The sequence below is a fragment of the Paenibacillus sp. 481 genome (genome assembly GCF_021223605.1).
In the GTDB taxonomy this organism is placed as follows: Bacteria; Bacillota; Bacilli; order Paenibacillales; family Paenibacillaceae; genus Paenibacillus_B.
Genome location: NZ_CP075175.1, coordinates 2,446,203 through 2,459,132 on the forward strand (window position 1 = coordinate 2,446,203; position 12,930 = coordinate 2,459,132).

Genomic DNA, 12,930 nt, shown 5'->3' on the forward strand with positions numbered 1-12,930 from the left:
GATAAGATTAATACCTACGAAAAAAAGAGCAACACGTAGTGGTAACCACTCATGTTGCTCGCTATTTTAATCTTTAGACTTTATAACGATAGGATAATGGAGCTTAACAAATGGATATCTATGTACCGTACGCAAGCTTTTTTTCCTTAAGAGAGCCTATCATGTACACCCATCCGATCAGTCCACATAATACAAAACCAAACGCATGCAGCAGTCCGTAAACCGGAATGAAATCGTGTATGGTTAAGGAAAACATGTTTTTCAATAATGGATAGCACATGGAAATAACGACAATCGTGTAAAAGGCAATACAAGAAAGCACTAAAAAGAAGGTCGACTTATTGCGTAACGAGCCTTTCTTCAAATAAGCAAGGAGATAAGTGGTGTAAATCGCAATATTACAGGCGAACAAGGTCACCCCGATATACTCAATCGGTTTCGAGAAAATAATACCAACAGCAATCAGAAGGGGGCCGATAATATCGATGGCAACGACCCAAGGATACCAGCTCTTCTTCGTCATGATCCGGCCCAGCATACCGATAAAGATCGGAACGATTGCAGATGAGAAATGAAAATGGGCCGAGCTCAGAGCGTGTGTTGTATGTTTAACTTGGAAGAGGTCCAATTGATACTGATATAGGGAGAACCAAATGCCCCCTATAAAAAAGTAAATGAGCCCCGCGCCAATGGCTATTTCCCCTGCTCTCCCCTTGTGATTCACAATCACGGTCAGGCCATAGATACCGAGCAGCAATGTGAACAGCAGCCACCCAAGGGAGAGGTTCCCTGGCACTGCTGTACTTCCCAGCCCCCACGTTTTGTTGGCCATTACGGAGGCTAAAGCAAGGAGAGCTGCGGGCAATTGAAGCAGCTTGATCGCAGCATAAATCATCTTTTGCTGTTTATTTTGTTCGTCATAGCTCAACAGTAAAATCACAAGAGGGACTATGACGAAAGCCGCATACATGAGGAACTTTTCAACAAGATTGAGTTGGAAAGTTTCTAGACAAAAGATAAGGATGGCTATAATTCCACCGAGAATTGTCGGTACTATTGATGGTTTCATCGCTTGCCGCCAGAACGCCATTTATGGATGTTCCTTTCTAATTGTGGTAGTACAAATGCCTACCTACATTCATTTATGTAGCTTACATTTTTAGGTGGTTCTGTTTAGTAGTTTAACACATTTTGTGAGGGTGATTGTTCATAGTAAATAGGAAGAGTAATCATAACAAGTTCATGATATAACCGTATATATACATTTATCTCATAATGTAGTTATTACGGACTGCTCGAATTAAGCATAAACTAATCAAGAAATAGGCCGATAATAAAGTAATAAAATAAATATGAAATTAGTATTCTTTTGAATCATTATGTGGGGGCTAGTATTCATGAACGATAATATTTTGAATGAAATCGAAAAATATATAGAAAATAATGATATCGATAACGCTCTGTCTCTCATCTTATCTAATGAAAAGGGATATGAAAATAATGCTGACTTTTGGAATCTAAAGGGTGCACTTTGTTACAAAGTAAATGAGATAGCTATAGCTAGATCTTGTTTCTCTAGGGCTATTGAAATAAATCCCGACCATCAATCAGCGGGGGAAAACCTTAATTATTTGGAGAATCAACAAATTCATCATACAAATGAAGATCTATCTGTCGTGGATAATACGGAATTTTTGACTAAAATAGTTGCTGTTTTTGATTCTATGATTTTAAAAGTGGAATCCGGCATTAAAAATCTTAATGAAGGTAATATTGACACATGTATGTCTATTCTTAAAGACGTACAAAACGTCATGAGTGTATGCAGCGGGGAAATTACAAGACTAAAAAAAATGGTATCCTCACGTTTTATGGCAAATGTATTCGAAAATATTCTGGTCTGCATAGAAGATTGTTTTTACGAGTACGACCATAATGGAGATGAAAAATTAACTATATTAGTAGAGTTTACGATCCATTCGTTGTTAAAGGAATTGCGAGAAGAGGTATACTTCTTTGGATTAATCTATCCGCATGCTGACAAGATGGATATGTACTATAAAAACGAGTTTGCTTCTGCAAATGTAAATCAATATGCAAGGCAATCGTTAGAGACGGGAAAATATAAATATGACGTTTCAATAGTAGTACCTGCTTATAATAAACTTGAATATACCAAACAATGCGTGGAATCCATATTAACATATACAAATGGAATTGATTTTGAATTGATCCTCGTTAATGATGGCTCCAGTGATGGGACTAAAGAGTATTTTGAGAACATTCCTTATGCAAATAAAAAGGTTATTAATCTCCATAAAAACACGGGTGCGATGATTGCCTATTTTATGGGCGTGAGAGCAGTGCAAGGAAGGATTCTTGCCTCTGTTTCAAACGATGTTATCGTAACAAAAAATTGGCTTAAAAATCTTTTAGTATGTATAGAGTCGGATAACAATATAGGAATGGTTGTTCCAACCACAAACAACATATCTAACAACCAAGCGATATCCGCACCTTATGATACGTTAGAAAACATGCATGATTTTGCAAAGGAATACAACAAATCAGAGCCTAACAAATGGCTAGAGAGAGAAAGGATTTGCCCGTTTGTCCACATCGTTCCCATGAGCGTCTATGGTAAAGGGATTTGTCATGACCGTATTTTTCAATATGGTGAGTTCTGTGACGATGATATTTCATTACAACTCCGTTTAAATGGATATAAACTTATACTTGCTAAAGATACATTTTGTCATCACTTTGGAAGTGTGTCTTTAGGTGAGGCACAGCGAGAAAGCAATTCACTCCAAATAAGCAGGGAGATATTCAAACAAAAAAACAAGATAGATGCCTGGCATGATTCAAAATATGACATCGGCTCTTTATTATCCAATATTGAATGTAAGGCTAGCAATTTAATAAATGTTTTATGCATTGATCCCGGTTTAGGGATGGCACCTTATCATATACGAAATGCAATGAAAGAAAATGGGAATCCTAATGTAACATTGTATAATTTCTCAACGGATAAAGATATTGCAGGTATTTCCAGTAAAATATTTGATCATTTTATTTCAGCTGATACTACTGCAGATTTATTGGAACTGTTTTATGGGAAAACTTTTGAATATATTATATTTTGCAAACCTATTGAAGAATATGCCGATGGAGAATTACTTCTTCAAAACGTAAAAAAACTATTATCCAATAATGGTGAACTACGCTTCTTGGTAAGTAACCCATATAGCGCAAACAGTATTGTTAGCATGCTTTCGATTAATCAAAACATGACGGGTGGTCAAGTATTTAAGAGGTTTGCATCTTACATAGCTATTGAGAATTTACTGTCAGATGCAGGATATGCTTCTTTCAATACAATTGGTATAACGTCAGGCAGCAGTCAACAAGTGGTTGATGCCGTTAAAAAAATGGCTACCAGCATTAACATGGAAGTTAACAGTGCTCATGATAGCATTTACAGTATGGATTCCATACTATTCATTGTTAAAGCCTGACTAGAGGAGAACGAATGAAAGTAGCAATCATGCAACCTTATTTTTTTCCGTATATCGGATATTATCAGCTAATAGATTCAGTAGACCTGTTTGTCATTTATGACAATATACAGTATACGAAAAAAGGATGGATTAATCGAAATCGTTTCTTACAGAACGGTAAAGATGCCTATTTTTCGATCCCTCTCCAAAAGGCTTCAGACTACTTAAATGTAGTTGATCGTACAGTTGCTTTGGAATTTAAAAAAGAAAAGCTCCTCAATCAGCTCAGAGAGGTATATAAAAAAGCTCCAAATTACGAGAAGGCATTTCCTATTTTTAAAAACTGCATATTGCATGATGAATCTAATCTATTTAAGTATATTTACTATTCCATTAACAAAGTGATTGGCGAGTTGGATATTCAAACAAACATGATTGTTTCATCTTCCATTGATGTAGATCCTACTCTTAGGGGGCAGGACAAGGTATTGGCAATATGTAAAGAGTTAAATGCAACAACCTACATCAACCCAATTGGGGGAGTAGATTTGTATTCAAAAGAGGATTTTGCGGAAAAGGGAATCGACTTGAATTTTATTAAGTCAAAACCAATTGAATACAAGCAATATGATGATGAGTTTGTACCGTGGCTTTCTATAATGGATATTATGATGTTTAATGACCTCGCCACAGTAAGAGGAATGTTGAAGTGTCGTGATGTCATTTAGGTGGGGCGAGATATGATTAGAATTTCTTCTGCAACTGAAATCATGGAGATATTGATGCATTTTAACGATTACTTCCCACGTTCCATTATTAGTCGAGTGGGGGATCTAGAATCCTATGCTGCAAAGCTTGCGGAACATGCTTGTGTGTACGTAGCAAAAGATCACGATAATATTATTGGATTGGTAGTGTTTTATGCAAATGATTTATCGACAAAGGTTGCATATCTCAGTCATATTGCAGTATCGGAGCAACATCAAAACAAAGGAATAGGGAGTTTATTGTTGCAATTTTGCTGCGATCTCTCTAAGCAATATGGAATGAGAACAATGAAGCTAGAGGTTGATAAGTTAAATTTCAAGGCAATAGCTCACTATGAAAAACATCATTTTGTGGCGATTGGACAAGCATCCCTACAATCTCAGTATATGATAAAGGGGCTAACGTAAGAATGTATAAGTGGATCAAAAAGGGGCTAGTCTTTAACCCCTCAATGATTGAAAATAGGCCGTTATGGCTCGATCAATTTGCTCAAGCTCCTAACATAGTTGTGTTTGATAAGTTTGTCCGAGTGTATTTTAGTTGCAGGCCTAAGCCTGATGAAAACGGACAATATGTGAGCTATAGTGCATTTGTGGATTTGAATAGAGAAAATTTGTTGGAAGTCATCAACATGGCGTCCAACCCCTGTCTGCCATTAGGCAATGTTGGAACTTTCGATGAATTTGGTATATATCCTTTCTCAGCTATAAGAGAAGGAAACGAGTTATTAGCATACTACGGGGGCTGGACAAGATGTGAGTCTGTGCCATTCAATGTTGCAATTGGCTTCGCTAAAAGCACAGATGGAGGATGCACTTTCAAAAAGGTTGGAGAAGGGCCTGTATTATCCTATTCTCCAGGTGAGCCTTTCGTTATTTCTTCACCTAAAATCAGAAAATTCAATAACGTTTATTACTTATCTTATATTGCTGGCCGCAAATGGTTTTTGGATAATGGGAAGCCTGAAATCATTTATAAAATAAGAATGGCAACATCACATGACGGTCTAACTTGGGAGAAACTTAACAAAGATATTATTTCAGATAAATTAGGAGAAGACGAGGCTCAAGCCAGCCCAGATATTATTTTTCGAAATAACAAGTACCATATGTTTTTTTGTTATAGGAAGGCAGTAGATTTTAGAAGAAATAAAGACAATAGCTATCGTATTGGATACGCGTATTCCGATGATTTAATCAATTGGATAAGAGATGATAGCAAAGTAGGAATCGACACCTCTAACGATGGTTGGGACTCAGAAATGATTGCATACCCAAATGTATTTGAACTTGATGGCAAGATATATATGTTCTACCTTGGGAACGAAGTTGGGAAATTTGGGTTTGGATTGGCTGAGTTAGAGGGGGATTTAACTTAAATGAAGTGGAACAAGCTAGGCAAAATTTTTGATCCTGGGGATTATGGCTTCATGTTCGCGCAATCACCGCAGGCGTTAGTGTTTGATGACTTTGTTCGAGTGTATTTCTCAACGAGAGAACAAGACAAAGATAAATATTTGAGTCATATCGCATTTGTGGATTTTGATAAACATTTTAAAGAGGTCATTAATGTGTCGAAAGATACAGTAATCCCCCTAGGTAAATTAGGTGCTTTTGATGAGCACGGTATATTCCCAGTGAATATTGTAAGATACGAAAATAAAGTATATGGCTATACTTCGGGTTGGAATAGAAAAGTGTCGGTTTCAGTGGATACTGGTATTGGGTTAGCCATTTCTAATGACAATGGGCTAACATTTCAAAAACTAGGTGATGGCCCCGTATTAACTTCGTCATTACATGAGCCCTTTCTAGTCGGTGATCCATTTGTACAAATAATTAATGGCGTATTTCATATGTGGTATATATACGGGGTAACTTGGAAGGTTTTTGATGGGAATACCCAACCGGATCGAACCTATAAAATAGGTCATGCCGTTTCTAAAGATGGTATTGAGTGGGTTAAGGATAACAAGCAGCTTATACAGGATCGTTTTCCTGATGAGAGTCAGGCGCTTCCTACAGTCATTTATTTTAGGAATAAATATCATATGTTTTTTTGCTACAGACAATCTTCAGATTTTCGAAAAAATAGTAGCAGAGCTTACAGAATAGGCTATGCTTACTCGAATGATCTAGTAAATTGGGTAAGAGATGATGAACAAGTAGGGATAGATGTTACCGAAAATAGCTGGGATTCTGATATGATGTGCTATCCTCATGTATTCAGTTCTGATGGAGAAATATACTTACTGTATAACGGCAATGAGTTTGGCAGACAAGGTTTTGGATTAGCGAGGTTAGAGGAGGAAATGCATGAGTACCCAACGAGATTATAATAAAGAGCTGGAAGATACTCCAGAGCGGAAATATGCTTATAATTTTGATTTAGATGTCATGCATCCATACATGCTGAAATCATTTGAGCCATTTTTCAAACAGGGAAATATGCTGGAGCTTGGCAGCTATAAAGGCGATTTTACAAAAAGATTATTGCCGTTTTTTGATGATATTACAGGTGTCGAAGCTTCCAATGAGGCATGTAATTATGCAGAATCAAAGCTTGGTAATAAAGTAAAGTTTGTAAATTCCTTATTTGAAGATGCAATATTTCCTACGAAATATGACAATATTATTTTAACTCATGTGCTCGAACATATTGATGATCCTGTATCATTACTCAAAAAGGTGAAAACGGAGTGGCTATCAGATGAAGGGCGCTTTTTTATCGTTTGCCCTAACGCAAATGCACCATCAAGACAGATAGCCGTTAAAATGGGGCTTATCAGCCACAATAGTGCTATAACAGATGCTGAAGCTGCTCATGGGCATAGAATAACATATACATTAGATACTTTAGAAAGAGACATCAAGCTTTCAGGACTTAACATCATTCACCGCTCAGGAATATTCTTTAAAGCGCTCGCTAACTTTCAGTGGGATCAACTGCTTAACACCGATATTATTTCCAAGGAATATTTAGATGGCTGTTACGATTTAGGACAGCAGTATCCTGACTTATGTTCAAGTATATTTTTTGTATGTAATAAAGGCGGTAAGTAATTATACTAACGGGGTGTTTTAATTGATTCATGTGACTAGATCTTCATTACCGCCATTTGAAGAATATATAGAAGAGATACGATCTCTCTGGGAAACTAGATGGCTTACTAATATGGGCGAGAAACATAATAAGCTTGAAAAGGAACTTGAAGCTTACTTGGGTGTCCCATTTGTTTCACTGTTTAGTAATGGTCATTTGGCGCTTGAAATGGCAATAGAAGTTCTACATTTAACGGGAGAAGTTATTACTACCCCTTTTACATTTGCTTCAACAACTCATGCCATTACGAGGAACGGTTTGACTCCTGTGTTTTGTGATATTTCAGCAAGTGATTTTACTATAGATGTAGATCAAATTGAATCCTTGATAACCGATAAAACAACTGCTATTATGCCAGTCCATGTGTACGGAAATGTTTGCAATGTTATGGAAATAGATAGAATAGCAAAAAAGTATAACTTAAAAGTTATTTATGACGCTGCTCATGCATTCGGTGTTACTGTAAATGGTCAGGGCATAGGGAACTTTGGTGATATATCTATGTTTAGTTTTCATGCAACAAAGGTCTTTAACTCGATTGAGGGTGGAGCTTTAACTTTTGCAGATGAAAAAGTTAAAAATCAACTGTACCAAATTAAAAATTTTGGGATTGTATCTCCTGAAAGTATTACCTATGCCGGTGGTAATGGCAAAATGAATGAATTCTCTGCTGCTATGGGAGTTTGTAATATTAGCTATGTGAATGAAAATATAGCATTCAGGAAATCAGTTGTGGAGCTTTATAAAGAGCGACTATCGGGGATTAAAGGGTTGACACTACTTGAATCGCAGGAGGGAGTGTCTTCAAATTATTCTTATTTCCCAGTTGTATTCAACGAGAAACAATTCGGGAAAACCCGTGACCAAGTACATGCCGCTCTTGCTCAAGAAAACATTATAGCACGAAAGTATTTCTACCCCCTGACAAGTAAATTTGAATGTTATGATGGAAGATTTTCTTCAAACGAAACGCCTGTGGCAGAATATATAGCTGAAAGAGTTCTTACTTTACCACTTTACCCCGAGTTGTCAAAACATGATGTTGATCGAATTTGCAATATCATATTGGGGAAATAATACGTAATGCTTCATACACGAAGGAATTGAACTCTAAGCGATGATATAAAATGACCGGACAAGTACGTACTTGTCTGGTCATTTTTAATTACAGCAGGATGGTGACCATTTCTACTTCCGAGTTAGATTCAAACTGCATGGTGTTTGAGAAGATATTGTGCTTGACTCCGTTATAGCCAGACTCACCGTTTTTTTGAATTGGAACTCGAATTCATAGCTTTTCTCACCCATTAACACAGCATCTTTACTTTTTGATTGACAGCTAGAAGAATATGGATTAACCTATATCCAATTAATGACTGACCCAGTCGGTCATTATAAAAGGGGGATGAATGATGAGTACGAGTCAAGGTTGGAAAAGGGCTATTACCATTGGAGGAAGTATAGCGGGACTACTCGCAGCAAGGGTTCTGGCTGATTACTATGAGGAAGTTGTGATCGTAGAACGAGACAGATTTCCGGACGGTCCTGAGAATCGTCGCGGTACTCCTCAAGCGTTCCATTCTCATCGTCTATTAATGCGTGGCAAGATCATATTGGAAGAGTTGTTTCCTGGCTACGCTGATGATTTGCTCGCACAGGGGGCTTTTTCAAGGGAGAATAAACAGATACAATTACATTACCATCGATATGGAAAGCTAGTAATTCCTGATGAAAAGGACGCAGGCTGTAGCCGAGCCTTATTGGAATGGGTTATCCGTCGTCGTGTCGCACAGCTTCCCAATGTAAGGTTTATAACGGAGCATGAGGTAACAAGTTTGCAAGCTAGTTCGGATGGTATGACGATTACAGGCGTTTATTTGCAACAAAGAGGAGAAGCGGGCAATGGACAGCCGATGATGCTTGAGACGGATATGGTATGTGATACGAGTGGGCGATCCTCCAAACTGGGTCAATGGCTTCAGGAGCTCGGCTATGAAGTGCCAGAGCCGGAACGAGTCAACGTATCGTTTGGATACAGTAGCCGTCAATATAAAGTACCGGAGCATGTTGCGATGGAATGGAGTACGATTCTGCTCGAAGGCAATTCAGCCCAAGGGATTGCGACTGGAACGTTCGAGTCGATTGAGAATAATATCGCTCAAGTGCTACTGTTCCGTGCAGGCGGTCAATCCTATCCGACGACGAATGCGGATGAGTATGAGCAAGAGATTGCTGATCTTTTTGACTCGGCGATTACGGATATCGTAAAACATCTGGAGCCTCTTACAGCGCCGCGAGGCTTTCGAGTATCGGCATGTATTCGCAATCACTTTGAGCAGATGGAACATTGGCCGTCGGGACTGCTGGTCATGGGGGACGCGCTCTGCAACTTTGACCCGGTCTACGGTCAAGGCATGTCAGTCGCTGCAATTGAGGCAGAGCAGTTAGCCAGATGCTTGCAAGAGCAGAGACATACGCCTGACCCGCGTTTTGAGCTTCATGTGCTTCACAACATGCAACAGGCCATCGAGCCGGCTTGGTGGTTTAGTATGGTATCCGATCTGCGCTGGTCGGGCGTGACTTATACAGGCCCAGTGTCCATGGAGGGGATTGCCTTTGCTCAGGACTATTTTGATTCGTACCTTGAGCAGGCGATTGGACAGTATAACATAGAAATGTTTGAAAATTATATGATGATGACAAGTCTAATTATTTCACCACAAGAAGTCATAAATCCGGATAGGATTGCTGCTGTTCTTGCCAAAGACCTATCTCCAAAGGGGAGGCGGCTAGCAGCGAAGTGGGTAAGGGAAGATGGAACGGTAGATTGGAACACTTTAAGCCGAATCCTTCCATCGTTTATATAAATACTCTCAGCCCTCAACCCTCAAACGGATTTAAATAAAAAATAGAGGGTGAGTACCGTTGGCAAGATTTAATGAAGATCAATTGCAGCAAGTACGCGATGAGCGTAGAGAGCAAATTATGAGTGCTGCGTTAAAAGTATTTGCAAGGAGCGGAATCAACGGTACCAAAATGAGCATGATTGCCGCAGAGGCGGGTATTAGCAAGGGGCTTCTCTATCTCTATTTCACTTCAAAAAATGAGCTCTTTATTAAGCTCGTCCAGGAGGCGATGGAGGGAGCTGTAATCGCTATGGAACAGATTTCTAGCCTGCCCGGATCACCGCTTGAGAAGATTCGAGCGTTAACAACGATGATATTTAGTGAAAGTGATAAAGATTACTTTAGGTTAATTCAGTACACGGATACCTCGGATGAAGTACCTGAAGAGGCGAAGGCTTTGTTGCAGCAGCATTCTACAGCTTCGTTCTTTGACGTGTTGATGCCTATATTTGTTGAGGGGCAACAAGTAGGCGAACTCCTTGAAGGCGATCCAGGTCAGTTGATTGCCAGCTACCTTACGGTGCTGCATGCGCTTATGTTAATTGACGTGGGAAAAAATACGTATTACCGCATTCCAGAAGTAGATGTTCTGCTTCGCATCATCACGAACGGACCAATCGCTGACACGCCTGCGTTGTTGAAATGACATTCAACGCTTTTGAACGGTAGAGGATGTTCTTGAGATTAACATTAAACCGCCTGAAGAGCATGAGCTCATATGCATGGACAGGCGGTTTAATGTACGGCTAACTTTTACGAAGGGCATGTCTTCACGTCATTATAACAATCATTGCAACAGTTATTGAAAATGACGGCAAGCCCCCAATTCCTTGTCGGCGAACCAAAAGGTTCGTTTGTGTGTGGCGGAGGACCAAGGATGTCTTTCCTCATGAATTACTCGCCTAATGTGGACTGTGAGTCCGCCAAATGGCATTCATATTTATCTGTTGAATGAGGCTATATAGCGGTTGTGTTTGTAATAAACAGCCTCGAATACCGCGAATACGCCGACGACCAGAGCAACGAAAATGACCGCAGTTACGCCGATAGCTGTCAGGTAGGGGCCGCTCGCCCCCAGTAAAACGATGCTCTTGGCGACCCACAGAAAATCGATGACGGATAAAGTAAGCACAGCCTTAGGCGAAACGACCTTTCTGCTCGCCGTTATTAATAGAAGAGCTACGACAAGGAGTAAGTAAGCACCCACTCCCATTAAGGCCGCCTGATTGTCTAGGCCGGTCAACTCGCCAACGAACCCGGGAAATAAAAGAAGCAATAGACCCGTACCCCCGGACGCAACAGCGTTCACCAACAAAATTTTTCTAATCCAAGCTTCACCTATCAATTGTCTTGCTGTGTTGTGTTGTTGTGTCATCCTAAGCACTCTCCTCATTGGAATTGAATTTCTTAAGCCCAATTTATCCAAAGGAAGACTGCCATCACCATACAAATCGCTGCTTTATGGTGCCAATTTCACTGAAATAAGCGAAAAAATAACTGAAATCGTAGCCTAAACTTACATTCATGAATAATATTCACATTAAATGGCGATTTCATCTAAATGTCTTTTGCATGATGAGATGAATTCTTAATAACCTACATTTCCGTCTTTTTTGACGACCGGAATCCAAATTTCCATCTCATACATGCCATTGCCTCGGTCGTAAGTCATCTCGAATTCGGGACCATTTATAGCTTCGTAATTGCAAGTTGGGAACCACTCCGCCCAGATACGCCTCCACAGTTCCTGAATTCCGCTGTGCCCATCAGGATATAATCCCGTTGAGAAGACTGCATAAGTTTGCGGAGGGATTGATAGCTGTTCAAACCCTTCGGGTAGTCCACTTGGAGGCATAAAATATCCAATCAGATAAGAAAATACACCGCCTTGATTGTTGTACAGTACCGCATGAATCTGACCATTTTCACCTAAACCCGCGGCAGTGCGGATTCGGTCAACGCTTCCGTCGGAAATACATTTGCTCCAAAAAGCAGGGATTTCAACGCACGGATGCTCACCGCCAGCATTAATTTCAGTTGCAACACCGAACATTTCAAAAGCTTGTTTTTCCTCCAATTTGTAGTTCATTTCCACATCTCCTCTAATTGAAATATGAAAGGAGAGCCGAGGATAGGCTTTGAGTGACACACCCTTATCGCGTGCTGATATAGGCATTACACCGTGCATTTTTTTGAACGCTCTGGAAAAGGCCTCAGGTGACTCGTAACCATATTTCAAAGCGACATCAATGACTTTTACATTTCCGTTCTGAAGATCGAACGCGGCAAGTGTCAGCCGTCTGCGGCGAATATACTCTGACAGAGGCACATTGGTGATGAACGAGAACATTCGTTGAAAATGATATGTCGAACAACAGGCAATTCTAGCTAGCTGATCGTAATCAATCGTGTCAGACAGGTGAGTTTCTATATAGTCCATTACGCTGCTCATGCGATTTAGCCAGTCCATATCGTTCCTCCTTTCAAAATAAATTATAGGAGTTAGTGAGGGGTGTATCCTTGCAATCGGTGCACGAAAATATCATGGTTTCGGGCTGATCATTTCATTAAAGGGTACATTATTTTGGTCATTGTTGCATCTAATCGATCGCGGTTTTGGATGATTGTAATCCCATTTTGGCTGAATAGAATTA

Annotated in this window: 12 protein-coding genes and 1 pseudogene; 9 read left to right on the forward strand and 4 right to left on the reverse strand. The window is 39.6% G+C overall.

Features of this window, described 5'->3' with window-relative positions; translation table 11 throughout:
* Positions 1-118: 118 nt before the first annotated feature.
* Positions 119-1,069 (reverse strand): YndJ family transporter, encoded by a 951-nt coding sequence (locus KIK04_RS10660; protein ID WP_232278210.1) that lies wholly within the window; start codon positions 1,067-1,069, stop codon positions 119-121.
* 328 nt (positions 1,070-1,397) lie between these two features.
* Here KIK04_RS10660 and KIK04_RS10665 point away from each other — a divergent pair, with 328 nt between their 5' ends.
* The 7 genes from KIK04_RS10665 to KIK04_RS10695 are packed head-to-tail and all read left to right on the forward strand — an operon-like array spanning position 1,398 to position 8,447.
* A complete protein-coding gene (locus tag KIK04_RS10665; protein WP_232278211.1) occupies positions 1,398-3,518 on the forward strand; it encodes a glycosyltransferase family 2 protein in 2,121 nt (706 codons plus the stop codon).
* A 14-nt stretch (positions 3,519-3,532) separates the two neighbouring features.
* Positions 3,533-4,228 carry a WbqC family protein gene (locus tag KIK04_RS10670; RefSeq protein ID WP_232278212.1) on the forward strand — a complete coding sequence of 232 codons (696 nt, stop codon included), beginning with the start codon at positions 3,533-3,535 and terminating at the stop codon, positions 4,226-4,228.
* A 12-nt stretch (positions 4,229-4,240) separates the two neighbouring features.
* Positions 4,241-4,675 (forward strand): GNAT family N-acetyltransferase, encoded by a 435-nt coding sequence (locus KIK04_RS10675; protein WP_232278213.1) that lies wholly within the window; start codon positions 4,241-4,243, stop codon positions 4,673-4,675.
* A gap of 2 nt (positions 4,676-4,677) precedes the next feature.
* Positions 4,678-5,646 carry a glycoside hydrolase family protein gene (locus KIK04_RS10680; protein WP_232278214.1) on the forward strand — a complete coding sequence of 323 codons (969 nt, stop codon included), beginning with the start codon at positions 4,678-4,680 and terminating at the stop codon, positions 5,644-5,646.
* Positions 5,647-6,606 (forward strand): glycoside hydrolase family protein, encoded by a 960-nt coding sequence (locus tag KIK04_RS10685; protein ID WP_232278215.1) that lies wholly within the window; start codon positions 5,647-5,649, stop codon positions 6,604-6,606.
* Entirely contained in the window at positions 6,584-7,330 is a 747-nt protein-coding gene (locus KIK04_RS10690; protein ID WP_232278216.1) for a class I SAM-dependent methyltransferase, read from the forward strand. The genes KIK04_RS10685 and KIK04_RS10690 overlap by 23 nt, the downstream gene beginning before the upstream one ends.
* Before the next feature lie 31 nt (positions 7,331-7,361).
* Positions 7,362-8,447: a DegT/DnrJ/EryC1/StrS family aminotransferase gene (locus tag KIK04_RS10695; protein ID WP_332330017.1), complete on the forward strand. Its 1,086-nt coding sequence runs from the start codon at positions 7,362-7,364 to the stop codon at positions 8,445-8,447.
* A gap of 103 nt (positions 8,448-8,550) precedes the next feature.
* Here the strand turns inward: KIK04_RS10695 and KIK04_RS10700 are convergent.
* Positions 8,551-8,690 (reverse strand): annotated as a pseudogene (locus KIK04_RS10700) (dihydrofolate reductase family protein); the annotation flags it as partial.
* 89 nt (positions 8,691-8,779) lie between these two features.
* On the opposite strand from KIK04_RS10700, the gene KIK04_RS10705 reads away from it, so the two are divergent.
* Together KIK04_RS10705 and KIK04_RS10710 are read left to right on the forward strand one after the other, a co-directional pair.
* On the forward strand, positions 8,780-10,237 hold the full coding sequence (locus tag KIK04_RS10705) for an FAD-dependent oxidoreductase (protein WP_232278218.1): 1,458 nt from the start codon (positions 8,780-8,782) through the stop codon (positions 10,235-10,237).
* 58 nt (positions 10,238-10,295) lie between these two features.
* A complete protein-coding gene (locus KIK04_RS10710) occupies positions 10,296-10,922 on the forward strand; it encodes a TetR/AcrR family transcriptional regulator (RefSeq protein ID WP_232278219.1) in 627 nt (208 codons plus the stop codon).
* 294 nt (positions 10,923-11,216) lie between these two features.
* Here KIK04_RS10710 and KIK04_RS10715 read toward each other — a convergent pair whose 3' ends face one another.
* Both KIK04_RS10715 and KIK04_RS10720 read right to left on the reverse strand, forming a co-directional pair.
* Positions 11,217-11,651: a hypothetical protein gene (locus KIK04_RS10715; protein ID WP_232278220.1), complete on the reverse strand. Its 435-nt coding sequence runs from the start codon at positions 11,649-11,651 to the stop codon at positions 11,217-11,219.
* A 213-nt stretch (positions 11,652-11,864) separates the two neighbouring features.
* A complete protein-coding gene (locus KIK04_RS10720; protein ID WP_232278221.1) occupies positions 11,865-12,746 on the reverse strand; it encodes an AraC family transcriptional regulator in 882 nt (293 codons plus the stop codon).
* Between the last annotated feature and the right edge of the window lie 184 nt (positions 12,747-12,930).

Coding starts and splice junctions, on each gene's coding strand:
- KIK04_RS10685 (WP_232278215.1), top strand. CDS start 5,647: ATGAAGTGGAACAAGCTAGGCAAAATTTTTGATCCTGGGGATTATGGC.
- KIK04_RS10670 (WP_232278212.1), top strand. CDS start 3,533: ATGAAAGTAGCAATCATGCAACCTTATTTTTTTCCGTATATCGGATAT.
- KIK04_RS10690 (WP_232278216.1), top strand. CDS start 6,584: ATGAGTACCCAACGAGATTATAATAAAGAGCTGGAAGATACTCCAGAG.
- KIK04_RS10675 (WP_232278213.1), top strand. CDS start 4,241: ATGATTAGAATTTCTTCTGCAACTGAAATCATGGAGATATTGATGCAT.
- KIK04_RS10660 (WP_232278210.1), bottom strand. CDS start 1,069: ATGAAACCATCAATAGTACCGACAATTCTCGGTGGAATTATAGCCATC.
- KIK04_RS10665 (WP_232278211.1), top strand. CDS start 1,398: ATGAACGATAATATTTTGAATGAAATCGAAAAATATATAGAAAATAAT.
- KIK04_RS10715 (WP_232278220.1), bottom strand. CDS start 11,651: ATGACACAACAACACAACACAGCAAGACAATTGATAGGTGAAGCTTGG.
- KIK04_RS10705 (WP_232278218.1), top strand. CDS start 8,780: ATGATGAGTACGAGTCAAGGTTGGAAAAGGGCTATTACCATTGGAGGA.
- KIK04_RS10680 (WP_232278214.1), top strand. CDS start 4,678: ATGTATAAGTGGATCAAAAAGGGGCTAGTCTTTAACCCCTCAATGATT.
- KIK04_RS10720 (WP_232278221.1), bottom strand. CDS start 12,746: ATGGACTGGCTAAATCGCATGAGCAGCGTAATGGACTATATAGAAACT.